Origin of the sequence: Microbacterium sp. 1154, assembly GCF_031455375.1 — a bacterium.
Classification (GTDB): Bacteria; Actinomycetota; Actinomycetes; order Actinomycetales; family Microbacteriaceae; genus Microbacterium.
Genome location: NZ_JAVDSN010000010.1, coordinates 1 through 24,148, shown reverse-complemented (window position 1 = coordinate 24,148; position 24,148 = coordinate 1). Strand labels below are relative to the sequence as shown.

Here is a 24,148-nt window from a genome sequence, read left to right as displayed (position 1 = left end):
CGGGTGCACCATCGGATCGGAGCCGGTATGCGCATCGTCGCCCTCGTGGGCCAGAAAGGTGGGGTTGGAAAGACGACCACCACCATGAACCTCGCCGCCGTCATGGCCAAGCACTCCCGCGTGCTCGTCGTCGACGTCGACCCTCAGCAGTCGACCACCTGGTGGGCGGAGAACGCGGGGGAGTCTCTTCCCTTCACCTTCGCCGCCGACGTCGACCCCAGCAACCTCGCGCGCCTCAGGGAACTCGACTTCGACACCATCTTCGTCGACACCCCCGGCAGCCTTGAAGACACACGAGTCCTGTCCGCAGTCCTCGACGTTGCCGATTTCGTCGTTCTCCCCTTGAACCCCGAGCCCCTGAACACGCCCGCGATGGTCCGAACCATCCGTCAGCACATCGAACCCCGCGGGATCCCCTTCCGCGTCCTCCTGAGCAAGATCGACCGTCGTCGCGCCGGCCAACTCGAAGACTGGGAACGGCTCGTCGACGACGGCCTCAAACTCCCGCGATTCAAGCAATACATTCGGCTCTACGCCGCCCACGCCGACGCGCCCTTGACCGGCCGCGTCGTCACCCAGTACCCCGACACCCGTCAGAACTCGAACGCCATTTTCGATTACACCCACGTGGCCATGGAACTCATGGCGATCTGGGCCAATCACACCCCAACCCCTAAGGAGGCGAAGGCCTGATGGCACGCGCAGACCTCTCGGCCATGCTCGGAAAGCTCGAGGAAACCCCCGCCGCTCCGCCCACCGCAACCGAGCCCGCCCCTCCGGTCACCCCGAGCGCCCCGACCGCTCCCGAGCCCGCCAGCTCGCCGGCAAAGGAGCAGCCCACCCAGGCGGGCTACAAAGCGTTTGAGCGCAAAGAAACGCGGCTCCGCGGGGACCAGTACTCGGACCTCACCGAGCAAGCCCGCCGCCTCAACCGCGTCAAGCGAACAGGAACCCCACGCATCACGGAAAACACGCTGATCCGTGTCGCGATCGATCTCCTTTTGCAGCAGCGCGAAACCCTCCGCGGTGACACCGAAGACGAAATCCGTAAGTCTGTAGGTCTGTAACAAGCCGTACACCGGCCCCGAGGGCCGGCGGGCTCTGACCAGGCCTACGGCCCGTTTATTGGGGGTGAAGCCTTCGGCAGTGTACGTTCGGCCACCCGGTCCGCAATCGGCTGCGCCGACGCCTCCGCCGAGACTTTCGGCACGCGGTCGCTGCGCTCCCTTATTTCGCGCCAAAACTCTCTCCCCCACCGCCCCAGGGGTTGCACACCGGCCGTCCTCTCTAACGGCGACAAGTCGCCTTCACCCCAAAAAACGAGGAGGAGAGAAGCGATGGAAAAGCTCACCGTCTACACGACTGGCCCCAGCTGCGGGAAGTGCACCATGACGAAACTCATGCTCGACGGCAAAGGGGTTCCCTACGTCGAAGTGAACATCACTGAGAACCCCGCCGCCTACGCGTACGTCACTGACGAACTCGGCTACACCAAGGCCCCCGTCGTCGTCGTCGACGACCAAGACCACTGGTGCGACATGCGCCCCGACCACATCGACCGCGTTGCCAGGCTATTTGCAACCTGACCGCGCCCCAACAGCACTGATTCCGGGGCCAACACCTGGTCGACGCAGACAATGGGGGGCGCTGCGCCGACCAGGCGGCTCGAGAGGGCCACACCGTAGACGGACGGAGATCCGAATTGGTCACGGCAAATGGCCGGTTACTTCCGATTGCTCGTCGACGGCCCCGTGTACTTGAGGTATTCCGCCCAGGTGCACTCCACGGCCAGTTTCATCGCATCCTCTGGGAAATAGCCGATGAGCTGCCGCAGCGCGGGGTCGTGATCGAAGGTTACGGAACGCAGCAGTTTTCGGCCGTGTACCTCGACGATCCTAAGGATCGCGATTCGCTTGCTCTTGTCGAACAGATACCAAACCCCCGGCTCAGGGGAGCGCTGCAGCTGCGACATGGGCGACCACACTTGCACCATGCGCGGCCCCTACGCCTCGTCGACGGTCACGAACCGTTGACCCCGCCACCAGGCGCGGCCGCGGAAATGATGACGCGGTGCAGCCGCTCAGCTGCGATCTTCAACGACGTCGCCCAGCCAATCAGCTCGCCCCGGTGCTCCACCCGGTAACGCAGACCATCCGCCGTGCGGCGAAGGTCAATGACCCCCACCACCCGATCCCGAGAGTCGAGCATCGACCAATGCGCCGGGGGAGACTCCCGCACCAACAGCAGCGGATGCCAGCGAGGCCCATCGTCACGCATCCCGAAAGTATCGAACATGCGTTCGACTGATGCAAGACGGCTCCGCAGGTCGAGGGCGGGGGCCTCCCAAATAGCTTTGCGCACCCTGTGGGATAATCGAAGAGACGCGGCAAAAGTGTGCGGTGCCAAGTCCCGGGCAAAGAAAGAGCCCCCAGGTCCTAGGAAACCTGAGGGCATCGATCTGCGCCTAAGCCGGATGGCTGGCGAGGGGAGAAGGGTTAAGAACTTCCCCGGTGCTACAACCGGAAGCTTACCCTCCAACTGGATCACTCGCAACGTGCCGAAGGCTCTGCCAGAGGTCGCGAGCCCAGATGGGGCCCTCTCACAGACGTCTTGCCCATCCCGCACAGGATGCAAGGAAAAAGTCAGTGAAAGAGAAACAGAAGAAAGACCGAGCACGCCTCTGGTGGGTAAAGGTCGTCGTATATGCGGCGGTCAAGATTTTCATTGAGGTGATGACAGGGAGCTAAGGCTCCGCCGGCTCCACGGGCAAGCACGTGGAGCCGGTTCTGTCTCTCTCGACCTTTGATCAGAGTGGCCCGCCCCGATGGGCGATGAGTTCGGATGGGGATCCGTAAGCGAGGCGGATCTTGCCGGCGACCTCGAGGAGCGTCGCGTGTGATCTCGAGTGCAGAGGTGTGCCGTGACGCGCACTGCTGTGACAATCCACGACTAGAGAGGCAGGGGCGACGATCAGTCCCCGCTGCCCTCGTCGTCCGTAGGGTAGAGGACCGAACCAATTAGACCCTCCACGGAGATCGACGAGGGATCAGGTGCGGGCTCACCTTCGGCGACGTTAAAGCGCTCCGCGGCTTTGTAAGCAAGCCGGACAGCTTGAATCACCAGAACGCGCCGAAGGCCCGCGGACACCTCGCCGCGCTCATGGGCCACTGCCGCAAGCCGTGAGATTGTCTCAGCGCGTCTCGCGATGCGAACATCGGGATGTCCGCGCTCCTCGCGTGTCTCATTCGAGACCAGGGGGAACCGGAACGATTGAGGTAACTCCATGGGCTTGGACGGCGGCGGGATTTTTTCGTTGAGAATCGCGCCGAACTTGCTGTCCTTGATTGCCTGGAGGTAGGCGGAGTACTCGTGCTTGTCGAGCAGCGTCTGAGCTGCCGTGAACGCGTCGGCATCATCCCGCTTGCTGGGGGTGTCCTGCAGCTCCCAGAGGGGCCAAACCTCCAGCTCAGCCACTTCAAAGACATCCAAAATCCGCATTGCGACGGCGTCCGTGCGCTGATTTGTTAGGTGGCGGTTCAGTCGAGTGGCGAGACTTTCTTTGGTCTGCCCGACGTAGATCGGTTCTCCGTCGTAGTCGTAGAACGCGTACACACCCCACTTCGCGCCTGTGACACGCCGTCCTTGATCGTCAGTTGTCTTCTTTGCTTCGTCGAAGAGGGAACGGAATTCCTTGACGATGCCAGCGGGCAGGTCCTTCTTCTTCGGCTTCTTCGCTGCCGTAGTCGTCCGAGGGCGGCTGGTGCTGCCCATCAGACGACGTTCCGCACCGTGCTCGCTCCCACTCCGAATTCGCCGCGCACCAGTGGTGCGAGGTAATGCTCGCCTAGCCACTCGACGGCAGGCACGGCCACGGCGTCACCGAAGCCGAACAGGGCCTGATTGTTGCGTGCGCCGCTCAGGTCGTAGTCGCCCGCGCCCATGAGGCGGGCGTACTCGCGTGGGGTCATCCAGCGAACCTGGAGGCGCTTGCTCCCCAGCTTCACGACGGCCTGCTTGGACGATCCGCCGCGGGCGGTGCGTAGGCATCCGGAGATGTCGTCGGGGCGCACCTCCCAGACTGCGACGCCGTTACGGGTACGGCGGTAGGCGGTGCGGTACTTCACGCCGGGCGTGCGGCGAAGCTCGGCGATGCGCTCGCGCTGCATGGGCGACAACGACGATACGAACGCCTCGGTGCGGTCGCGATCCCACCAGCGCTCGTCATCGACGGGCATCTGCTCGACGAGTTCACCCAGGCCGCTCGTGAGGGGCAGGGGAGGCGCAGGAAGCGGAGCGCGATGAGTGCGCAGGGAGGCGTCGCCGTAGACCCACTGAAGCCAGTCGGGGCGCAATTCGGAGTTAGGGTCGGCCACATCCTTGGGCGGGTTCTGAGCGCCGACGAGGAACAGACGAGGGCGCGACTGCGGGATGAAGCGGCGCGCGTCAAGGGCGAGCACGTCGACGCTGTAACCCAGCTTGTTGAACGCGCGGATGGCTGCGGCCAGGTCGTCGCCGCCGTGGGAGGTTGCCAGACCCGTGACGTTCTCTAGCACTACGACGCCGGGGCGGTCGTCGTCGCCGAGCTCTTCGAGAAGGCGGATGAAGTGCCAGAAGGTGCCCGACTGCGCGCCCGCGAGACCGGCGCGCCCCCCTGCCAGCGACAGGTCGGTGCAGGGGGAAGATGCCCAGGCAAGCGAGGCGTCCCGGGGCAGTTCCGCGACCTTCACCTGGCCGATGTCGCCCAGGTGGAATGAGTGATCTTCGGTGTGACCGAAGTGAGCGTCGTACATCGCCTTCTTGTCGGGCTCGTAGTCGTTCGCCCAAGCAATCCGGAATCCCGCCGCTTCGAGGCCGATGCGCGCGAGGCCGATGCCCGCGAAGAACTCCAGAACCTTTGGCCTGGCGGCATTGATCGGCGTTACGTTCCCCATGCGTGCCAGCGTACAGACCCTCTACCCCACGCGGTCGGGCGGTCTCTCTTTCTACCCGCAGACGCGAGCGCAAGAACCGGCACCTACCGGCGGGTCTTGAGCCCCGCCCGCATCAAGCCCGCTCGGCTCTCCCGGCGTTCATTAGCTAGCTCCCTCGGTCCGGTGCCCGGGCTTGGTGAGCTCCAGGGTGGCTAGGTGGTTTTGCAGGCGCTTTGCCATTGGCAGGAAAGTGCCTAGGGTCAGGCCACCTGAAATGACGGCGCCCACGAGGGGGATAGCTTTCGCCACGGCGCCCGCGAAGAGCTTTTTGGTCATGCTGACACCGAGATGGGCGGCGACCTTCTTCACGACGGGGTAGAGCACCCCCTTAGTCAGAGCTTGTTGGGGGAGCTTCTTGGCAACATTGGCGGCGATCATCGCTGCGACCTTGGTGACTCCGCCTTGCGCGAGCTGGACGCCGAACATCACGCCGACGAAGAGGATGAGCATGCTCTCGGTTGCCTCGTCCAGGTCTTCGCCATCGAAGAGGGCCGGCCACCCATAGATGTAGGCGAGTTTTTGTGAGATGCGCAGCATGTGGCCCATGTACTGAGCCAAGTCAGCCGGCACGGTGCCGATCATGGCGAGGCCGCCGGGAATGCCAGCGATCGCGGAGAGACCCGTGACCTTGGTCGTTTCGTATCCGATGGAGGCGTTGGCTGCCTCGTGGATGGTTTTCAGGGGGATGCCCGCGGCAGCGGGCGTCTCGGTGATCGCGCGCTCGATCTGATTTTCGGTGCAATACCGCTTCAGCGCCACGCGTAGATATGCCGCGCGGTTGATTCGCACGCCTGGCAACCGCGCGGCGGCGTCCAGCACCTGTGAAAATTTCGACTCGGATGGCGCGAGATCCTCGTTTGCCGTCATGTTCGAACTGTACTGGGCTGTGTTCTTCTCGCCTGTCCAGCAACCGCCGTCCCTGGTGAGGGGGTACCGGAAGGAGGGAGGTCCGCAGGTTGATACGGACCTCCCCTGCGGGTCTCTTAGCGCTTCTTCTGAGAAAGAGCGCTGGCGGCGACGCTCTTCGTGCGCGCGGACGTACGTCCGTCGCTGAGGAGCTTGGAGGCCTTAGACGCCACAGCCTTGCTCGTGACGCGGTTGCTTGCCTTCTTCATAGCGGTTACCTCCCCTCTCGCCTGCGTGGGGTAAATTGCGACGATAACCACCCTGAGAAGTGCGTCGCACCCTTCACCCCCAACCGGGTGGAGGGTGACCCTTTTCTGTGACGACGCACACCGCAGGCGGCGAGTACGACGGGTCGAGTCGACGACTCGACACTGAAACTTGTTGCGCATGTGCTCAGTCCTCTGAGCGTTCGTGGTCCAGAACGCGGGTCTCGCGAGCGCGAGCCGTCAAGGCGTTAGCAAGCTGAATGAGCGCCCCCTGCATCGCTTGCGGTGCGCTGCCGCCGACCTTAAACGCGCCGGTCTGCATCCAGAAAGACTCGGGGTCCGTCACAGGGATGGCCTTCATCTCGGGACCGAGAGACTCGAAGAACGTCTGCACCTCGATACGCGAGAAGGGTTCCGGGTTGCGGTCATTCATGGCCGTGAGCTCTCGATACACCGACGCGAGGACGCGCCACATGGTGAGTGAGCCCAACATCGAGGTGTTGCGGAGCTCGATCGGAGTGAGAGCGCCATCTCGCACCGCTTGCAGGTCAGGGAAGGAGTCGACCATGACGTCGAGGAAGCGCTCGACTCGACGGATTGCTTTCGTCTCATCTGCGCGCATCTCATCATCCACGCGCGCGCCGATCCGCCCTGAGGCCCCGACGTGTACCGCTCGGACGATGTCCGCAACGCCCTTAGCGCCGAGCAAGTTGGGGTTAGTCATGGACATCCTCGTCCCCTGGCCAATCTCGACACGTCCCACAAGCAATGGGTGCTTCTCCATCAGATCCGCCGACACCCGGTTCACGACATCGCGTCGATCTAGGTACGACGTGTAATCGGGGTTGACGCCCTTCGAGTTGTTGTTGATGTCGACGAACATCTCTGTCGACTCCTTCGAATTGACGACGGCAAGGTCGATCGAGATGTGCTCGGCCATCACCCGGTCGCGTTTGCGCCGCAGCTCAACGAGCTGCTTCGTGTACATGGCCTTGGTGGCGTCGTCCTGGTTACGTTCGGCTGCGAGTTCCGTTTCTCTGGTCTTCGTAATCTTGGAATTCATCTCATCGATCGCGTTGAAGAAACCGAGAGTGCGGTGTTGGCCGTCCAGAATCTGGATGTCGGTGAGCTGCTGGATCGGAATGGAGAGAGTTCCCCAGGCCGTGCCATCGCCGAACTCGTGGGCAGGGTTGAAGGTCACGTCCCCCGACGGCGCTCTGACAATAATCGCCGGAGCAACCCAAGTGTCCTTGTTCTGCACGTAACGCCCGAAAGCCAGCGCACGACGACCATCGACCTTGCGGTTGCCCTCGATCGGGACGTTCGGGTCAGGCCGCTTCACGATCAGCTGCGACAGCTGGCCCACGGTAATTACGACGTTGTACATCTGGCGCGTACCCTGCCGGTATTTCGTCGCGGGCAACTCCAGCGGCTTGATGATGCCGAGTCCCTCAGGGATAGCCCCAGCTTCCAGACTGATGGTCATGACGTTCCTAACTGTGCGTTGTTGATGACATTAGCGCACTAATAAGACCGGCGCAAGGGGGTGTCCGTCGGCCGGCATGCTGCGTTCGACTGCCCTCAGCTGCGCGGTGGTCGTGGAGCACCGACGTACGCGGACTCTGCTACGAGCAGCTTGAGACTCGACGAGATCCCGCAGATTGGCGAGTCGACGTCATGCGACCCCCGTCGGGAAGCTGTCCGAATGGGGATCGGCTCGCGAGACTCCCCGTCTGCAGCTGCGCTCCCTGCTCTTCCGCGGCTGAGATGTCTCATATAGGGTGTACGTAGTAAAGCTCACTGATGGCTCCCTATATGGGACAGGAGTTGACATGGTTGACGATTGCGAGCGCGGGAGCGAGGGATGAAGGTCGGGTACTCGCGGGTATCGACCACCGGGCAGGACATCGACGCCCAGCATGAGTTTCTGATCAGTGCCGGCGTCGACCCGGGGCGGATCTACACCGACGTTGGCTTTACCGGCAAGAACGTCTCTCGAGCGGGGCTGCATCAGGCCATGGCCGCGGTGCGCGAGGGGGACACCCTTGTGGTGCCGAAGATGGATCGGTTTGCCCGCAACCTCGAAGAGACGTTGCGCCTTGTGCGTGAACTTACCGACCGCGGCGTCATCTTCCAGATGGGGCACACGGTCTACGACCCGCGTGACCCGTGGTCGAAGCTGTTCCTGGCCTTCCTCGCCGCGATTGCGGAGGCTGAGGGTGGGTGGATCAGTCTCCGCACTCAGGAGGCCATGGCGCGGCCCGCGGTGCGGGCCAAGCTGAAAGGCCGTCAGCCGGCTATCTCCCCGAAGGCAGATGCGGCGATCGCGCGGATGCTCGACGAGGGGGACGAGTCGCCCGCTGATATTGCCCAATCGTTCCGAATCTCGCGGGCGAGCGTGTACCGCGCGGCCGAGCGTCATCGACGCCGGCAATCACCGCCGGACGCAACCGCCGCCCCTTCCGCAGACACGCTCCAATCGAACGAGATGGAGACACCCCATGACTGAGATAACTGAGGTCCGACGTTCCCGTGATTGGCGCACCCTGGCGGCCGTCTGCTGGCGGTGGATCTTCGATGAGAAGATCCTCGGGAAGGGCGATCTCGTCCAACTCGGCAACACCGTCTATGAAGTGACGTTCTGGGGGCTGTCACACACCGTCATTTTGAAAGACCCCAAGACAGGCGTGAAGGTGCACACCTCACACAGCCAACTCGGAAACGTTCGGCTCATCAAGAGAGCCCCGCGACGCCCCCGGGCGAAGCGAGCAGCAACGTGAGCACCCTTGGAACGGTAATCACCGTCGCCGGCTGTGTCGTTCTCCTGGCCGGGATTGTTGCGCTCTACCGTGCCCTGCGCAACGACGACGATGTGCGACGCGCACGTGCTTTTTCCGTGGCCGTGGGCATCATGAGCATGGGCGTCATCGTCGGGGCTGTCGGTATCGGCGTGGGCACGGGAGATTTCCCCTCCGGTGCCGTCTTCGTCGCGGTGGCCGGCCTCGCCGTTGCCGGTGCTGTGCTGCGCTACAGCGTCCGTGAGGCCGAGAAGAGACAGCGCGAGGGCGACAGCCAGCCATGAACGACGACCCGGTGACGCCTCGTCGACGTCGCGCCACCGCACGGACCGAGGCGGAGCGGTTCTGGGGCTTCGTGCTCAAAGGGCCGGCGGCGGGGGATTGCTGGCTATGGACGGGCGCGATCGCGGACGACGGCTACGGCCGCTTTTGGACGGCCGGCGTCGATGGGAAACAGAAGATTCTCCGCCCCCAGCGCTACGCCTACACCGCCCTCACCGGGCGCGAGCTCACACCCGACGTCCTGATCCTGCACCGGTGCGATGTGCCGCTGTGTGTGCACGCTGACGTCGACCCGGAGGCCTCCCACCTTCGCCCGGGGGATACGTCCGACAATATGCAGGACCGCGCCCGTCGCGGCCGCCAGCCCCGCCCCAGCGTCACGCTGCGCTTTCGGGATCTACCTCGAGCGGAGAGGGCCCGACGTTCTCGCGCGCTGCGCGCCGCGGTGCTCGAACGCGGGTGGGATGCTGCGGCCATTCACGGGGTGCTCAGCGGCGTCGACCCCGAACACCCCACCCTGTTTTGACCTAACGCCTACGAGCGGTTCGCCGCATCGAAGAGCGAGGAAGCACCGATGGTCACCGCCCCGGTGGGCTCGGCCGAGCGGATCACGATGCGACGGAACGTGGCCCGGAAGCGATCCCAGAAAATCCGGGCCCACACGACCGTCAGCACGCCTCCGACGACGGCGCATACGAGGTATCCGAACAGGGGCCAAGCGGAAGCTTCTGCGCGGAGCAGCAGGACCGTTTGGAGCACGCTAATCAAAGTCACCCCGAGCGCGACCGCGGCCACCGCCACGGAGAAAGCAGCTGCGGCGAGGTGCATGAGGCGGGTTCCCCACGTCTCGCGCAGGTAAAACTCGCCGTGTTCGGTGCTCATGGTCTGTCTCCTTAGTGCTCGATGGTGCAGGGGTTCACGCGGCCAGGTCCCAGCGCGTGGAGGTCATCGACGAGAGCGCGGCCGGCGCTGCGGGGGCTGTGCCGTAGTACTCCCAGTGCCACGCTTCATGCGGTCCGCGCCCTCCCGGTTGCGCCCAGTCGGGATGCGCCCAACCGTAGCGGCCGGCGTTCAGGGTCAGCCAGAGGTACGTGGCGCTGTTGTATCCGATTGCCGCACCGCCGACGGGTTCGCCAATGTCGATCGCCATGGCCCATCCGTGGTTCGACTGACCGGGCGTTGCAGCGTTGCCGCCGTAGATGCGTTGCGCTTCGACTTGGCCGGCGTAGTCGCGGTATCCGTCGTTGATGAACAGGTCACGGCCGAACGTCTGCCGGTATGCGCTGTTCATGGCGATGAGCGCGGCTGTCGCGTCGGATCGGAGCGTGTAGTTCGATGCCCAGGGGATCGGCGTCAGGAGGTTCGTAGGTATGCGACCGTTTTCGAATCCGCCCCAGGGGCCGGGTTCTTTTCCGTTTGCAGGAGGGTATGCGCCGCCCGCGCAGGACGCGGCGGGGGTTCCGGGGTCGCTGCCGGTGAGGGCGGTAATGATTTCTCGAGCGGCGGATTCGTACTTGGCGTAGTGGTCGGGGTTGGCGTTGCGCTGGACCTTGTGCGCGGCGATGGTGACGGTCATCGTCTCCCAGCCGGGGACGGCCACGAGTCGGTCATAGAACAGGCCGGCGGCGGTGGCGGGGTCCAGGCGTTGCTCACGCGTGCCCCAGGAGTCTTGTTGCTGGAACAGTCCGATAGATGTTGTGGGGGAGCCGTCAGGGTTGGTGACCCCGCTCGTCTCCCAATCGCCGTACCCGATGTTGTGAAGGGATGACTCACCAATGGCTGTAGTCACGGCGACGACCTGAGCTTGCGTGGGGAGCTTGCGCTGGGTGGCGACGTTCATGATGGTCGCCGCGTTTTGCAGCTGGTCGCCGCTGTAGCCGGCGACGCTGCCGGCGGTGGCGGAGGCGTTGGCGGCGACGCTGGGACCACACGCGTTCGCGCTCATGGTCAGCCCGAGCACCAGGCCCACGATGAGGGTAAACACACCGGCGATCGCGCCACCGGTAACGAGGCCGCCTTTCATCGGGTGCCTTCGGGCGCGGTGAAGCCGGACACCACCCAGACACCCGCGGTGCCGTCGTCCCCGCGCGTGGTCATGTCGAGGCGGTATTGACCGGCGTCGGTGGGGATGAGCACGCTGACTGATGACGCCGACGCGGGTGTGGCAATCGCGTCCCCGGTGATACGTGTCGCCGGAATCTGCGCCGGGTCAGTTCCTTCGATAAGGAACTTCGCTTCGGGGGAGAGGTAGGGGCTCAGGCCGCTCCACCAGGTGGCTTCGTCGTCGTGGTGTTGGACGTAGGCGGTCATCGCTTCGACGGCCGCGACGGACGCCGCATCCGTGCGGGGAGTGCTCGCCGTGGTCGGTGCGCTCCGACCGGGCGCGGGCTGCTCGGTGCTCGACGGTGCGGCGACGTCCGAACCGGTCGGCTCACCACCGAAGAGCGCGCACCCGGCGAGGCTGATGACCATGCCGGCGCTGAGCGCGAGGGCGGCGACGTTACGCGTGGTCTTCTTCATGACGGCCCTCGCTCGTCTCGGCGTTCGTGGGTGCGGCGGGCTTCGCCTTACGCCCACGGCTGGGGCGTGTGGTCGTGGCCAGGCCGAGCTTCTTTAGCTCGCGTTCCTCCCACCCGCGGGCCAGCGCGGTGCGACGTGCGGCGGCGACGGCAGCGTGCGCCTCATCGAGCGCGGCGCGTGCCTCATCCTCACGCTTGATCGCGGCGGCGAGGTCTTCACCCGCGCTGATCTTGTCTTCGACCTGAGAGAGCACAGCATCACGAATGGAGGACGTCATGAGAGCAAGTCTACGAAATCGAGGTTATGACCTCTACCACTGATCTACCTGACGGTTGATACGTGCATCCGATCGTTTCTCTCGTTCTGACGAACTTCGTTCAAGATCGGATGCACGTATGCTACGCGTTTTGCGCATAGAATCTCTGGGGTGCGAGGCGGGCTGATTTTCTTCCGAGGGGCGGGCGCTGCCGCGCGCGCCTACCTCGAATCGGACCACTCGCACGCCGACGAGTACTACCTCGCTGATGCCGGGTCCGTCGCCGCGTGGACGTCGTGGGACGGGCAGGGCGTCGCGACCAGCGCCGCCACCCTCGACGGCGCGAGCTATCAAGCGTGGGTGGACTGGAAAGACCCCAAATCCGGCCTGCTCCGCGGCACGCCGCGTGAAGAGACGCGCATCAGCCGCAGCGGGGAGATTGTCGTCAACCCCGCGTCGCCGCGGTTCGTGGAGATGACGATCAACTGCGACAAGAGCTTGTCGGTCGCCGCAGCGCTTGACCCGGCTGTGTCCGCGGCTCTCGATGACGCTCAGGCGGCCGCAGGAGAGGCCATGAACCGGTACATGGCGCAGAACTCCGTGACCCGTGTCGGACCACGCGGAGAGCAGCGCCTGGTGCCGGTGGAGCGGATCGAATCCGTGGCCGTCGTGCACCGGTCATCCCGTGCCGGCGATCCGCACCGCCACGTGCACATGCAGTGGGGGACGCGCGTGTTCGCGGAGGGCCAATGGCGCGGGCTGCACACGGCGGCCACGTTGAAGCAGCAGGGAGCATTGCGCGGCGTCGGAGAGGCCACCATCAACTCCGACGCGCGCCTACAGGCCGCTCTCGCGGACGCCGGTTTCACGTTCGACGCGGCCACCGGCCGCGTCACCAACCTGGACCAACAGGCACGCGTCATGTCGAAGCGCGCCAACCAGATCGAGGCCAACCGTGCACGCTTCGAGCGCGAGTGGCGCGCGGGTCACCCGGGGCAGGAACCCGACGCCACAGCCCTTCGCGAATGGGACCAGAAAGCATGGGCGTTCGAGCGACCGCGTAAGCGGCAGGCGACAGAGAACGCCGAGCAGAAGTGGGTCCGCGAGCTACGCGAGGAAGGCCTACAGGTCGACGCGTTCGCACCTGTCGCGCGCCCCGCAGCGCTCACCCTCGACCAGCTGGACCGCACCGCAATCGCTGAGCACGTCGTAATGGTCGCGGGCTCGAAAGCGTCGGCGTGGTCGGTCGCAGACCTGGAAGGACACGTCGGTGTTCTCGTCGGGCAAACCTCCGTCCGCGCGACGCCCGAGGAAGTCACCGTGTTCGCTCGAACGGTCGCGGCGCAGGTTGCCGCGAACCTGCCGCAGCTGCACATGGACGTGCCCGGACAGGTGCCCGGATGGGTACGCCACTTGACCAGCGAACGCGTGCAGCGCGTCGAGGAAGAGTTGCGCGCGAGCCTCACCGATCGGGCCATGGCATCCGGTCTGACCATCGACACCAACGCCCCGGCTCTGGCGGGGCTCAACGCGGAGCAGTCGACCGCGGCGCGGGCCCTCGCCACTCGGGCACCGCTGATCGTGATCGAGGGTGCCGCAGGTTCGGGAAAGACGACGATGCTCGCCGCGGCGCGCGATCTTGGCCAGGCCGAAGGACTCCGCTTCGTGGTGCTCGCCCCGACCCTTCGAGCAGCGAACGAGGCCGCCTCGTCGATCGGCGCGCAAGCGTCCAGCGTGCACAAGCTCGTGCACGAACACGGCTTCCGGTGGGACGACGACGGCCGCTGGACGCGCCTCGCCGTGGGCGAGGTCGACCCCGCTACAGGCGCGATCTACGAGGGGCCCAGCGCGGAGTACCGCGTGGACGCGGACACCCGCGTCGTCGTCGACGAGGCCGGCATGATCGATCAGGACTTGGCGCACGCGCTGGTCACGGTCGCGAACGAGAACGCCGCCCCGCTGGCCATGATCGGGGACCGTGCGCAGCTGCCGGCGATCGGGCGCGGGGGAGTGCTTGATATGGCCGTCGCCGCCCACCCGCGGCCCCTCGACCTCACCGAGCTGCACCGGTTCCGGGAAGCCGGCTACGCCGACCTCACGTTGCGGATGCGTGATCGTGTCGAGCCGCGGGCCCTGTTCGATCAGCTGCAGGAGCGCGGCAACCTGGTCGTGCACGAGACGCCCGAGAAGGCGTGGGAGGCGATCACCGCCGACGTGTCCCGTCGCGCGGCCGCGGGAGCGTCGGTCGCGGTGGCCGTGGCCACCAACGACCAGGCGGCCGAGTTGAACGCACTCGTCCAGGCCGCGCACGCCGACGCCGGCAGAACCCGCACCCCCGGTGTCGAGGTCGCCGGCAGTGACGCGCTCACCCTCCGGGTGGGTGACCGGCTCATGACCCGCCGCAACAGCGCGGAGCTCGGCGTGGCCAACCGCGACACGTGGACCGTCGACCGGGTGCACCGAGACGGGTCCGTGAGCGTCAGCGAGGGAGCCAAGCAGGCGCGGTTGCCGCGCGAGTACGTGGAGCAGAACACGCACCTGGCGTACGCGTCGACGGAATACGGGGTGCAGGGAGCCACGGTCGACTACGGCCATGGCGTCATCACCGACGCCTCATCGGCCCAGGCCGTCTACGTCGCCGCCACCCGCGGCCGCGAGCAGAACGTTTTGCACGTCGTGGCGGAGAGCCACGTCGAAGCCCGCGACGTGTTCGCCGCGGCGATGGGCCGCGAGGCCGGCGACCGTGGCACGGACGCGGCCCGTGAGGCAGCGCAGCGCGATGTGGAGGGGATCACCTTGCCCGAGTTCGATCACGACCCGCAGTTGCGCGCGGCGCGCCTCGCCGCCGAGGAACGCACGTACCAGGCGCAGCTCCGCGGCTGGGAGGCCACCCGCCAGCGGTGGCAGGACAAGAACCCCGAGATTCCTATCGACGAATACCCCGCAGCCGTCGAGGCCGCTGTTTCCGCGGCCGCGGACGCCGCCGAGGCACGTCGCGCGCTCGAAGAAAATCTCGCCGCGGAGGCCGTGAGTACGGGCGAGAGCCGGTGGGCCAACGACTACGCCGCTGTGGCCCAGGCGGAGGTGGCCGCGGAGTCGGCGTCGGTGTTCCGCCGTAGCGCCGCTCAGCGCGACGCTGAGGCCGCCAGGGCACAATTCCAGGCGCGGCACCGCGCGGCCCCCGCAGCGACCCCCACAGCGGCTCAGAGGGCCGCATGGGCGCGTGCGGCGACGGCCGCCGGCTCTCACGCCGGCCTGGACGCCGCCCGCGCGAAGGAGCAAGCGGCGATCGCTCGTCACGCGCGTCTCACGGCCAGCCCTGCCCCGTCCGCCGCAGCGCCCACCGCTCCGCGTCCCGGTACCGCCGAGCAGGAGGCGAAGAAAGACCGGGTGTACGCCGCCCAGCAAGGCGACGCTACAAAGCGAAAGGACCGTGCCCATGAGCACGGTCCCTCGCTACAGCCGACGCGGGATCAGGCACCTACCGCGGAGCGGTAGACAGCGCGCCCTGAGCACGTTCCACAATTGTGGGTCAATCGCGGCCGCGGGAGGGCTCGCTGACAGCGCCCCTCGACTCGCGCTGACATAGTATTTACTATCGGCTTTGCTTGTTCGGTTCGCGCGACGCTGCATTGGTGGCCTGCACCCAGGCTGTCGTACGATTTTTCCGGCGGGGTTCTGTTCGCCGGAAAGGCCAGGGGTTCGCAGATGCCGTTTCGTAGCAAAGACACGTTGCAGGCGTGGCTCGATGAGTTCGCTGCCAGCAGTGCCGGCGGCGGTAACGCGTTTGTTGCGGACCAAGAGCCCGTGGATGGCGTCGACAGCGGCCTGGTGATCTTCCCCCTGGCCAACGCCACGACCTCGGTGTATTTGGCTCCGATGGCCGTCGGCGTTCCGGACTGGCGAGTGACGTTCGAGGCGCAGCCTGAGGTGACGGAGCTATCCCCAGAGGCCGTGTATGACCTGTGCCGTGAGATTACGACTGCGGCGGACCTGTGCGATTTCCTGCAGCACAAGTCTGTCGAGCACATGGCCCAACTTGCGGCCGACGCCCAGGATTAATTACGCCGCTGACGCGCCCGTGATGGCGACGCGGTCTACGCGGGCTGCCTGCTCTTTTGCGGCGAGAGTGGCGTGTCGCATGAACGCGGCGAAGTCCTCTTCGACTTTCGGGTCAAGCTGCTGTATGACAGCGCGGAATGTGTTTTGGAAGTGCGCCAGCTGCGACCACGGCTCTTTCTCGAGGTCGATGTCGAGGTGTATGTGGTTGACGCGGCGGTCTGCCTCGTCGGCTTCGCGGCGCAGGATCCCACGCCGCACCAGACGCTCGACCATCGTCGTGATGCCCGCTGAGGTCACTCCAAGGTGGCCCGCAAGTTCCGAGGGGCGCACGCCGGGGTGCATCCCGACATAGGCGAGGGCTTTCGCGTCGAGCTCGTTGACGCCGAGTTGCTTGCGCGCACGAGCGGCTGCCTCGTCTCGTTCCCAGCTATACAGCGCCAGCGCTGCCATCAGGGGGGACGTTTCACCCGTTTCTGCGTTCATCAACTCGCTCCCAAGGTTTCGTATGACGCCCCCCACTATACCTAGCTTCCTAAACTTCCGGAGCTGATCTTCGCCAAGCGTGATCTTCAACGCGTCTGACGCTCAACACAGTTACCTAATTGTGTTGACTATCTGCTATGTTGATCATCACCGGGCGGTAGTAGCTCGAGGCGGCATGGAAGGACGGTCATCATGACCAGCAACGGATTCACCTTGGGTCAGCCCACTCGTTTACGTCGCGCGACGTTCGTTCCCTCCCCCGCTGATGTCGCTTCCCGCCGGTTGTATGTCGGCGTGAGCGCTGCGGCCGTTGTCGTCTCCGCTGCGACGCTCGGCGCCGTCGTTCCCCTCTTCTTCTAAAACACCCGCACCTCTCCCAGTCAGGAGTCATCATGGGAAAGCTCTTCTACGGTTCCGACCCGCAGCCGATCGAGATTGACGATCGCCTGCTGCAGTATCTGCAGGTCGTCCTCTCCACCAAACTGCGTCGAGGCGAGTCGTTCACCATCACCTGGACGGACACCGACTCGCAGCACAGCCGCACCACTCTGTGGATCCAGCCGGCGATCGCGATGCGATTCCAGTACTCATCCCCCGACTCGCAGCGCCTGTCCGGCGGCTACCTCCGTGAGCTCGCCGATCACGCCGCCCTCTCGTCTGGACTCATGCTCAACGCGGCGACCTGGCAGCAGCAGGAAGACTCCCACCGCGTAAGGCTCGCAGCCGCCGCCTGATAACACCCCTCGCACGACGGTCCACCCTGTGTTGGGGTGGGCCGTTTCGCGCTCACCCCACCTGACACGTTCAAGGACCACCCCCGATGCCTTTCCACAGCAAGCAGACACTCGAGCACTGGGTCGCCGAATTCGTCGACGCCCGCGGTGCCGGAGAAGAAGTACGTGTTGCTGTTCAAGACGGGCATAACGGCCAAGACACCGGTCTGGTCGTCATGCCGCAGGTCGCTGCTGAGCTGTGCGCATTCCTGCAGGAGCGCTCTCTGGGCCACTACGAACCCGAAGCGGAACCCAGAACAAAACCCGAAGCAACGACCGCCGAGTAGCAACATCTTTGCCGCGGCAGCACTCCAAATTTGACATAACTGTGTCTATCGGCGTGTATACATCCCAAGCGACGTTTGGGGCTGCGGGAGGCATCTAACTGGTACCCCTCAACATCCCCGACTTCAGGGCTTAAGCCCTCCCGCATGGGACGCCCGAGCAGATCAGCCGTTAGGGTCGCGTCATGGAGCAACCATCTCGTCTTGATGACGTCTGGACCACTCGCGACTATCCCGTGTTGGTTACTGTTGCTCGAATGCTTGAGCAGAACGACATGGTGCAGGCATCGGAGGTAGCCGAGGCCACCGGCCGACCGCATCGCGACGTCGTTCTGGCGCTGGTCAATCTCGGCCACAAGCACCTAACAGTGGAAGATTCCAGCACCTACGACGGCCGCGACAACTATGTCACGGGTATCCGACCCGGAGGGCTCGAGGCGGTCGGTCAATGGCCGAGTTCCGACGTAGCTGCAGAGCGTCTCATCGCCGCCCTCGACGTTTTGGCCGACGGCTCGCCCGTGGACTCACCGAGACGGAAGCGGCTCCTGGCTGTCCGTGACGGTTTCTTGAACGCGGGCCGTGACGTCATGGTCGACGTTGCGGCAGCAATGATCACCGGACGAATCCCGTCCTGAGGCTTGGGGACACTATGACCAATAGGTGGGTGCCGCGGTTTCTCGATACCGTGCTTGTCGAGACCACCGAGAACTCGATCGTCGTGACGTGGGGCCTTGGCGAGCCCATTCCGAACGGCGCGGCTGAGTTCTCCGGTTATGGGGTGTACTACTACGACCCCACCGGGAACGGCGGCAAGCGCTTGGGCGTGCGCTTCTCTCAGACCGTCCCGGCGCACATCTTCGACAATGCCAGCGCCACTCATTCGAACTACGGTGCGGACGCTGTGCGGTGGACGTCAGATGCCGTCGTGGTGACGTTCAACGATGCGAGTTTGGGTCTCGATCAAGTTGGAACAATCGCCGCTTTCTCGCACGTCGACGGCCGCGACGTGCAGGTCGATTTTCCGGTGACGCTGTTGCGCTGACCGGCCGCGCACCGAGCTTTCAGCTCGCAGCACATCGTGATGACGACGTCGGCTTGGCGCACGGCATCCGTCGTGAGGATCTGCGGTGTCGCGGTGGAGAGGTCGATACCCTCCTCGGCCATCACGGTGACGGCGGCGGAGTTGACGGTGTTGCCAGGCTGGCTGCCGGCGGAGTAGACGTCGATGCTGTCGCCGGCGAGGGCGCGGAGGTAGCCGGCGGCCATTTGGGAGCGGCCCGCGTTGGCGAGCCGTCGCGACTGAAGCTTCTAGCCGCCGTTTGTCGGTGTGTGGAAAGCGTCGAAGTACAGCTGTCGTAGGTCGCCCGTCGCGAGCCCACTGTCGCATTGGGAGATGTAACCGTCCTGTGACGTGATGAGGTACGTCTTACCGACCGCGAATAGGTCGCCGCCGTCCGCCGTGGTGGGGTCCCCTGGTTGTGGCACGGTCACAGTCTTGGGGGGCGACCCGGCGAAGATTCGTGTTACCTCGAGGGTCACGTTGTCGCCTTGGACGGCTGTCGCGGTCGCTTCGTATGCGGTGTCAAAGTCGCGGAGGCTGTCAATGCTTACTGGCGCGCAGGTCTGGGAGGTGTCATCCGGGCCGGGGGCCTGGATGGCGGGGGTGGCGACGAGGCCGGCAATGACGAGACCCGCGGCTGCCGTTGCAGTTGCCCCGATCGAGACGCCGGCGAATAGTCGACGACCGCGCTGAGAGGTAGGTGCGCTCTGGACGCTGAGGCTGTCGCGCTCAGCGGCGGCAACGATGCGCCGGACGCGTCCGTCGTCGAGGGGCTGCTGCCCGTTACTGGGGTCTGCTTTGCGCAGCAACGCTCTGAGGTCGTCGTCGTTCATCACTTCCCTCCTTTCGTGTTGTCGGGTCGGCGGGGCGCGTCCATTTCCTGTCGGAGCTTCTTTTTAGCTCGGTGGAGCCGGATTGTGGCGGCATTGACGGAGATCTCAAGCACTGTTGCAACCTCCGTTGGTCCAAGTTCTTCCCAGGCCCAAAGGCGAAGGACCTCGGCATCCGTCGGTGAGAGGCGCGCCAAAGCGCTGCGTAGACAGTCTGCGCGGGGATCCTCCTCGGGGCCGGCATCGACGGTGACACCCGGCGGGTCGACCGTCGTGATTTTTTCCACAACTCGCCCTTGGCGCCGCATCGAACGTTCGGCGGTGCGTAGACAGTTCCGTGCGGTGACGTAAAGCCATGGCAATGGCTCGTCTCGAGGCACGTCATTGAAGCGTCGCCACAGCACGAGCATCGTCTCGGAGAACACGTCTTCGGCGGTGTGGGGGTCAGTCCGCCGTCGCAGAAACCGGAGGACGGCGTCGCCGTGCAGGCGGACGAGCGTCTCGTAGTGATGAGAGCGGGATTGCACACGTTCATCATGGCCGGTGGAGGCCAATCCTTTCGCAAGCAGGCCAATCCAGAAAATCTTTCCTCGAGTGAAAGGCCGGCCTTCGTGGTGGCCATAACGAGACGCACGCCGCGATCATCGCTCGTTCGCCCTGAACGAGGCGCGGTACCCGAAGAGAGGTGCGCCTCATGCGCATTCGAACCTTTACCGTCTTGGCTTCCGCAACTGCTGCGGTCCTCATCGGCTCGGCGGTCATCGCGGGCACCAGCTTCTCGGCCGCTCGCGATACAGAGACATCCGAGCCCAGCATGTTCATTGACGGTGTGCCGGACCTGGATTTTCTACTTGGACGCTGTCCGCCTCCCTGCCATCGCTCTCGCGCTCCTGCGGTGTTACATCCCGGGGCTCACCATTGCGGGCGCCGCCCGCCTTGCCAGGCCCATCCGCAGAGCTGAGTGACCGCAGCATCTCCGGCAGGGCTCGGCGGGTTCAGCACATCTCCAGAAAAATTTCCGCAGATGTGAAAGGGAGGCGAGGCTCGCGGTCATTCCCTCAGTACAAGCCGCGATCACCACTCGTTCACCGGAACGGGGACCGCGAAATCAACTGAAAGGTGCAGCTCATGCGCATTCGAACCCTCACCGCCGTGACCGCGTCGATCCTCGCCGTGGGCCTGATGACCACCGGCGCCGCCGCATACGCCGCAGCCCAGGAGACCCCCAACCCGGATCAGAGCACCTTCATCGACGGTGTCCCCGCCCCTCAGGACGACACCTTCATCGACGGTGTCCCCTCGCCCAACCAGGATGAGGATGTCACCCCCGACAACGAAGAGGGCATCTTCATCAACGGCCAGCCCGCCCCGCTGTTCGTCACCCCCGCCGACCTCGCCAAAGGCCCCGTGACGCTGGCGCCCGGCCAGTCGCTCATCATCGTCACGGACGCAGAAAACGGCGGCGCCTTCACCGGTGCCGGCGGCACCGACGACAACACCATCGTCACCTTCGAGGCGGCCACCACCGGTGCTACCGACGACGGTGCTTCCTTCAACGCGGCGTTCTCGGCCGAGAAGGCCGGTGCGACCAAGGGCTGGATCGCCGGACCCGACGGACACCGCACCACCTTCGACATCACCGTCGCCGCCTCCTGACCGCGGCACTCCCCCGGGGCCGGTGGAATCTCCTCCGGCCCCTCCCCCATCCGCAAAGCACGGAGGCCGCCTGCCACCTAGCAGGCGGCTCTTCGCAGGAACGAGCAACAGGGCTTGCATCCGCGCGCAAGGAGGAGCAGACACCCCGCTATGTCTGAACGGGAAAAGGACCCACAGCCGCCTGAGCGCGATCGCTGATTTGACCACTTCACCTTGAAGGAGGAGCTATGGAGGAACACGTCATCGATGCCGTCAGACGGATACTTCGTGAAGATCCGAATATCGACGTTCGATACGTTCTGGTGATCCGGCCCGACAGCTTCCTCCTGGGAACCGGAGTGTTATTTCTACACCCGTCCCTTGAGCGCGTCGTCGCAGAAGTACGCGCAAATGCTCGCGACCACACGAAAGTCGCGCACCGCGTGTCTCGCTTGTGCGAACTATGCGGGCATGAACCGGTAGGACTGCGGCTCAGCGCACCACGGCGTTTTCTCAGATGGGTGACTCGACGCAACGGCGGCGCTGCGTCATGCGCCAGTTTCGAGTACGACGAGACCCCCTCGATGTGCCGCTATTTTTGCCCGTGTTCCGGCCCGTCCCATCAGGCACAGCTTGTTAGCGAGTGGGATGGCATCGAACTGAACCCGTCGTGCTGGTAGCCCCACCCGACAAAAACGTCGAGCGGAAACCCCAAACCATGCGAGCGAAGTTGACAGCTCCACAGAAAAAGGGACCCACGCAGTCAAGTCAGATTGACTGTCATGAGGGGTGATCACCGACAGGGACGTCTCCGCCGCCGGTCGGCGCCAACGGTTCTCTCGCATTCGGCTCTTATCAGGAGCCGGAGAACTCTGCCCCGTCCTCGCCCCTGGTGGCTCATCGAAACATCACTGCGCGCAAGCACGGCTTGGTGCGTCGCGTGGTGCGTGATCACTGGCCAGTTGACTGCTTCAGACCGGCAATTTTCGGCGGTTGCTCTGGGCGCCGAGCTTGAGCACGGTCCCTCGCTACAGCCGACGCGGGATCAGGCACCTACCGCGGAGCGGTAGACGGCGCACCCTGACCGCGTTTCACGGTCGTGATCGGCTCGGAGGTCTGGTGGCCGTGGCTGCACATGGCGAATGCTCCACTTTCGGGGTCGACCAGCCGCGGCATGTGGTGATCAAGCACGTCGCGTAGGAACGTGTGCAGATCGGCGTTTTCGGCGCCGGTCATTTCCCCCCAGACGTCCGCGATCGCCGCGAGGCGGGTCACGGCGTCGGGGTGCTCGCGCCACTGGGCGCACCACACGGTGCGCCTGCCGAGGCTGCTGAGCGTGGGGAGCACGTCGTCGACGAACGCCGCCACGGACTCGGGAACGCTCGTCAGAGGGAGGCGCTCAGAGAGCATCAGCGTTCTCTTTCTGTCGGGCCGCAGCGGTAGCCGCGGCGCTCTGGTTCAGGGTGCGCAGCTGCTTGTCTTCCCACCACGGGATCGAGCGCACAAGCGCCGGCCGGCAGCCCGACGCGAACACGACCATGCGGCCGAGCGAGAGCGCGCCCAGGTCGGAGACGTCCATGATGCGTTCGGAGGGCCGCGTGACGTTCTGCGAGCGGCCCCCGTTGTGGGTCGACGTCGTGCGCTCGGTGTACTGGTAGTCCCCGATCAGCTCCGACAGGTCACGCAGGAACGTGTTGGAGGCGTTGCCGCCACCGAACACGCGCACCGTCGACGAGGCCCACAGCTTGCCGAAACCGGTGACGCCCCACACCTGCTCGCCCTGCTCTTGGGTTTGCAGGATGGTGAGGGGGATGATTCCGCGCGACCCGTACGTCGTGTACTTGTCGGGCAGATCGGGAATGCGGCAGATGTTGCCGGCCTCGTCGAGGATCGCCAGGAACGGCTTGGGGAGCCGTCCCGAGGGCTGGTGCTTCGCGACGTCCTCCGCCGAGGACAGCACCGCGCGCGTGAGCGCCGCAATGAGGGGGCCGGCGGAGCCGGGGCCTTCCTCGCTGAACAGGTACAGCGTGTCGGAGGCCGAGGCCACCAACGCGCGCGGGTCGAACTCGGGGTGCCCGCCGAACGGCTGCACCCACTCCCGCACCGACTCTGACGCGAGGAAGCTCATCGCCTCACGCGCGTACGCGAAGATGCCCGAGCGCGTGCGCTCCGTGGTGCGCTGCACCGCCTCGACTTCCGCCGCCACGTGCTCGTATCCCGCGGCTTCGAGGGCCTTCACCGGGGCCGGGTCGTCATCGCGCGACAGCCAGGCCGAGACGGTCGGCAGGTATTCCCCCGCGACCGTTGCCGCGAAGAGGTACCGCGACAGCAGTGTGCGCCCGTTCTGAGGGAAGAACGGGTCTTTGTCGCTCTCGTCGCCGTAGGTGGCGGCCGCGAGCACGGCGGCGAGGTTGCCGGCGTCCTCGATCGTCTCCACGTGGCGCAGCGGGTTCCACCAGCAGTGATGCCCCGTGTACGCCGCGGCGAGGCGTTGCGGGTCGAAGATCGACACCGTACCCACGGCCGCGCGGGCCGCGAGGGTGTCTTTCAGCAGATCCGGCTTGACCGAAGTCACCGCCATTGCCCCCGGTGCCGACAGGATGTTCGGCGTGACGATCGACACGGACTTGTTGCGCCGGGGGCCGGCGATGACCGTCACCGTGTCTTCGTACGAGGCCCGTACCGGGATACGCCCGGAGACGGTGTGCCCCACCGTCACGCCCGCGAACTCTCGGGGGATGCCCATCCGCGCGTGACGCTTGCGGAGCGCCGCCGGCAGCAGCGGCGCGATCTGCTTTCCCGTGCCCATGTACGGCGCGGCACGGTCGGCGGGCGAGCGGTCGCGGCCGCGGCGCACCGCGACCACGATCATCAGGGCCAGGAGCGCGACCAGCGCGACGCCGACGATCAGGGCCGACGTCGTGTGAGCGCTCGTCCACGGTTCTTGCTCGAGGAGAGCCATCACCGGGTTCACCAGCTGGGGCTCTCCGGTGGTCATCCACGCCGCAAGCGACCACACCGCCACCAGGCCGGCGGCGATCGCGGCCGCGATCGCGGCGAAGACGAGGATGACGGCCGCGCCG

31 protein-coding genes and 1 pseudogene are annotated in these 24,148 nt (G+C 65.3%); 15 read left to right on the top strand and 17 right to left on the bottom strand.

Features of this window, described 5'->3' with window-relative positions:
* Positions 1-27 precede the first annotated feature (27 nt).
* The 3 genes from J2X55_RS17275 to J2X55_RS17265 all read left to right on the top strand — a co-directional run bounded on the left by J2X55_RS17275 (position 28) and on the right by J2X55_RS17265 (position 1,586).
* Complete coding sequence (locus tag J2X55_RS17275) at positions 28-693, top strand: ParA family protein (protein ID WP_396653272.1); 666 nt, start codon at positions 28-30, stop codon at positions 691-693.
* The gene (locus J2X55_RS17270; protein ID WP_309824957.1) at positions 693-1,067 is read left to right on the top strand and encodes a hypothetical protein; all 375 of its coding nucleotides are present in this window, start codon (positions 693-695) and stop codon (positions 1,065-1,067) included. Before J2X55_RS17275 ends, J2X55_RS17270 begins: the two co-directional genes overlap by 1 nt.
* 270 nt (positions 1,068-1,337) lie before the next feature.
* Complete coding sequence (locus J2X55_RS17265; RefSeq protein WP_309824956.1) at positions 1,338-1,586, top strand: glutaredoxin family protein; 249 nt, start codon at positions 1,338-1,340, stop codon at positions 1,584-1,586.
* A gap of 137 nt (positions 1,587-1,723) precedes the next feature.
* Here the strand turns inward: J2X55_RS17265 and J2X55_RS17260 are convergent, their stop codons facing one another.
* The 7 genes from J2X55_RS17260 to J2X55_RS17230 all read right to left on the bottom strand — a co-directional run bounded on the left by J2X55_RS17260 (position 1,724) and on the right by J2X55_RS17230 (position 7,568).
* Positions 1,724-1,972: a hypothetical protein gene (locus J2X55_RS17260; protein WP_309824955.1), complete on the bottom strand. Its 249-nt coding sequence runs from the start codon at positions 1,970-1,972 to the stop codon at positions 1,724-1,726.
* Positions 1,973-2,019: 47 nt separating this feature from the next.
* Entirely contained in the window at positions 2,020-2,295 is a 276-nt protein-coding gene (locus J2X55_RS17255; protein WP_309824954.1) for a hypothetical protein, read from the bottom strand.
* A gap of 675 nt (positions 2,296-2,970) precedes the next feature.
* Positions 2,971-3,771: a GIY-YIG nuclease family protein gene (locus J2X55_RS17250; RefSeq protein ID WP_309824953.1), complete on the bottom strand. Its 801-nt coding sequence runs from the start codon at positions 3,769-3,771 to the stop codon at positions 2,971-2,973.
* The gene (locus J2X55_RS17245; RefSeq protein ID WP_309824952.1) at positions 3,771-4,931 is read right to left on the bottom strand and encodes a DNA cytosine methyltransferase; all 1,161 of its coding nucleotides are present in this window, start codon (positions 4,929-4,931) and stop codon (positions 3,771-3,773) included. Before J2X55_RS17245 ends, J2X55_RS17250 begins: the two co-directional genes overlap by 1 nt.
* Before the next feature lie 141 nt (positions 4,932-5,072).
* Positions 5,073-5,837, bottom strand: coding sequence for an EcsC family protein (locus J2X55_RS17240; protein ID WP_309824951.1), 765 nt, complete (start codon positions 5,835-5,837; stop codon positions 5,073-5,075).
* A gap of 116 nt (positions 5,838-5,953) precedes the next feature.
* A complete protein-coding gene (locus J2X55_RS17235) occupies positions 5,954-6,085 on the bottom strand; it encodes a hypothetical protein (RefSeq protein WP_309824950.1) in 132 nt (43 codons plus the stop codon).
* Between the two features lie 184 nt (positions 6,086-6,269).
* Positions 6,270-7,568 carry a DNA sulfur modification protein DndB gene (locus J2X55_RS17230; protein ID WP_309824949.1) on the bottom strand — a complete coding sequence of 433 codons (1,299 nt, stop codon included), beginning with the start codon at positions 7,566-7,568 and terminating at the stop codon, positions 6,270-6,272.
* Between the two features lie 378 nt (positions 7,569-7,946).
* On the opposite strand from J2X55_RS17230, the gene J2X55_RS17225 reads away from it, so the two are divergent.
* From J2X55_RS17225 to J2X55_RS17210, 4 genes are read left to right on the top strand one after another with little or no spacing between them, the layout of a single operon-like run.
* Positions 7,947-8,591, top strand: a complete 645-nt coding sequence (locus tag J2X55_RS17225; RefSeq protein ID WP_309824948.1) for a recombinase family protein — start codon at positions 7,947-7,949, stop codon at positions 8,589-8,591.
* The gene (locus J2X55_RS17220) at positions 8,584-8,862 is read left to right on the top strand and encodes a hypothetical protein (protein ID WP_309824946.1); all 279 of its coding nucleotides are present in this window, start codon (positions 8,584-8,586) and stop codon (positions 8,860-8,862) included. The genes J2X55_RS17225 and J2X55_RS17220 overlap by 8 nt, the downstream gene beginning before the upstream one ends.
* On the top strand, positions 8,859-9,164 hold the full coding sequence (locus J2X55_RS17215; RefSeq protein ID WP_309824944.1) for a hypothetical protein: 306 nt from the start codon (positions 8,859-8,861) through the stop codon (positions 9,162-9,164). The genes J2X55_RS17220 and J2X55_RS17215 overlap by 4 nt, the downstream gene beginning before the upstream one ends.
* Positions 9,161-9,688: a hypothetical protein gene (locus tag J2X55_RS17210; RefSeq protein WP_309824942.1), complete on the top strand. Its 528-nt coding sequence runs from the start codon at positions 9,161-9,163 to the stop codon at positions 9,686-9,688. The genes J2X55_RS17215 and J2X55_RS17210 overlap by 4 nt, the downstream gene beginning before the upstream one ends.
* An 8-nt stretch (positions 9,689-9,696) precedes the next feature.
* On the opposite strand, the gene J2X55_RS17205 is transcribed toward J2X55_RS17210, so the two are convergent.
* The 4 genes from J2X55_RS17205 to J2X55_RS17190 are packed head-to-tail and all read right to left on the bottom strand — an operon-like array spanning position 9,697 to position 11,959.
* Complete coding sequence (locus tag J2X55_RS17205) at positions 9,697-10,044, bottom strand: hypothetical protein (RefSeq protein ID WP_309824940.1); 348 nt, start codon at positions 10,042-10,044, stop codon at positions 9,697-9,699.
* Positions 10,045-10,078: 34 nt separating this feature from the next.
* Complete coding sequence (locus J2X55_RS17200; protein ID WP_309824938.1) at positions 10,079-11,185, bottom strand: M15 family metallopeptidase; 1,107 nt, start codon at positions 11,183-11,185, stop codon at positions 10,079-10,081.
* Positions 11,182-11,682, bottom strand: coding sequence for a hypothetical protein (locus tag J2X55_RS17195; protein ID WP_309824936.1), 501 nt, complete (start codon positions 11,680-11,682; stop codon positions 11,182-11,184). Before J2X55_RS17195 ends, J2X55_RS17200 begins: the two co-directional genes overlap by 4 nt.
* The gene (locus J2X55_RS17190; RefSeq protein WP_309824934.1) at positions 11,663-11,959 is read right to left on the bottom strand and encodes a hypothetical protein; all 297 of its coding nucleotides are present in this window, start codon (positions 11,957-11,959) and stop codon (positions 11,663-11,665) included. The genes J2X55_RS17195 and J2X55_RS17190 overlap by 20 nt, the downstream gene beginning before the upstream one ends.
* Before the next feature lie 150 nt (positions 11,960-12,109).
* On the opposite strand from J2X55_RS17190, the gene mobF reads away from it, so the two are divergent.
* Positions 12,110-15,436, top strand: a complete 3,327-nt coding sequence (mobF, locus tag J2X55_RS17185) for a MobF family relaxase (protein ID WP_309824932.1) — start codon at positions 12,110-12,112, stop codon at positions 15,434-15,436.
* Between the two features lie 210 nt (positions 15,437-15,646).
* Positions 15,647-16,000, top strand: a complete 354-nt coding sequence (locus J2X55_RS17180) for a hypothetical protein (protein ID WP_309824931.1) — start codon at positions 15,647-15,649, stop codon at positions 15,998-16,000.
* Here the strand turns inward: J2X55_RS17180 and J2X55_RS17175 are convergent, their stop codons facing one another.
* A complete protein-coding gene (locus J2X55_RS17175) occupies positions 16,001-16,483 on the bottom strand; it encodes a MarR family transcriptional regulator (protein WP_309824929.1) in 483 nt (160 codons plus the stop codon).
* A gap of 192 nt (positions 16,484-16,675) precedes the next feature.
* On the opposite strand from J2X55_RS17175, the gene J2X55_RS17170 reads away from it, so the two are divergent.
* From J2X55_RS17170 to J2X55_RS17150, 5 genes are all read left to right on the top strand, one after another.
* Positions 16,676-16,843, top strand: a complete 168-nt coding sequence (locus J2X55_RS17170) for a hypothetical protein (protein ID WP_309824927.1) — start codon at positions 16,676-16,678, stop codon at positions 16,841-16,843.
* 32 nt (positions 16,844-16,875) lie between these two features.
* Complete coding sequence (locus tag J2X55_RS17165; RefSeq protein ID WP_309824926.1) at positions 16,876-17,217, top strand: hypothetical protein; 342 nt, start codon at positions 16,876-16,878, stop codon at positions 17,215-17,217.
* An 86-nt stretch (positions 17,218-17,303) separates the two neighbouring features.
* A complete protein-coding gene (locus tag J2X55_RS17160) occupies positions 17,304-17,543 on the top strand; it encodes a hypothetical protein (RefSeq protein ID WP_309824923.1) in 240 nt (79 codons plus the stop codon).
* A 182-nt stretch (positions 17,544-17,725) separates the two neighbouring features.
* Positions 17,726-18,175: a hypothetical protein gene (locus J2X55_RS17155; protein WP_309824921.1), complete on the top strand. Its 450-nt coding sequence runs from the start codon at positions 17,726-17,728 to the stop codon at positions 18,173-18,175.
* Between the two features lie 14 nt (positions 18,176-18,189).
* Positions 18,190-18,582 (top strand): hypothetical protein, encoded by a 393-nt coding sequence (locus tag J2X55_RS17150; RefSeq protein ID WP_309824919.1) that lies wholly within the window; start codon positions 18,190-18,192, stop codon positions 18,580-18,582.
* Here J2X55_RS17150 and J2X55_RS17145 read toward each other — a convergent pair.
* The 3 genes and pseudogenes from J2X55_RS17145 to J2X55_RS17135 all read right to left on the bottom strand — a co-directional run.
* A pseudogene (locus J2X55_RS17145) lies at positions 18,501-18,824 on the bottom strand (hypothetical protein); the annotation flags it as partial. The gene J2X55_RS17150 and the pseudogene J2X55_RS17145 overlap by 82 nt on opposite strands.
* A gap of 24 nt (positions 18,825-18,848) precedes the next feature.
* Positions 18,849-19,433 carry a hypothetical protein gene (locus tag J2X55_RS17140; RefSeq protein ID WP_309824916.1) on the bottom strand — a complete coding sequence of 195 codons (585 nt, stop codon included), beginning with the start codon at positions 19,431-19,433 and terminating at the stop codon, positions 18,849-18,851.
* Positions 19,433-19,957, bottom strand: coding sequence for a sigma-70 family RNA polymerase sigma factor (locus J2X55_RS17135; protein ID WP_309824915.1), 525 nt, complete (start codon positions 19,955-19,957; stop codon positions 19,433-19,435). Before J2X55_RS17135 ends, J2X55_RS17140 begins: the two co-directional genes overlap by 1 nt.
* 601 nt (positions 19,958-20,558) lie before the next feature.
* On the opposite strand from J2X55_RS17135, the gene J2X55_RS17130 reads away from it, so the two are divergent.
* Complete coding sequence (locus J2X55_RS17130; protein ID WP_309824913.1) at positions 20,559-21,086, top strand: hypothetical protein; 528 nt, start codon at positions 20,559-20,561, stop codon at positions 21,084-21,086.
* Positions 21,087-22,118: 1,032 nt separating this feature from the next.
* Here the strand turns inward: J2X55_RS17130 and J2X55_RS17125 are convergent.
* A complete protein-coding gene (locus J2X55_RS17125; RefSeq protein ID WP_309824912.1) occupies positions 22,119-22,475 on the bottom strand; it encodes a DUF4913 domain-containing protein in 357 nt (118 codons plus the stop codon).
* Positions 22,465-24,148 (bottom strand): TraM recognition domain-containing protein (locus J2X55_RS17120; RefSeq protein WP_309824910.1); only part of this gene is annotated, 1,684 nt, incomplete at its 5' end. The genes J2X55_RS17120 and J2X55_RS17125, both read right to left, overlap by 11 nt.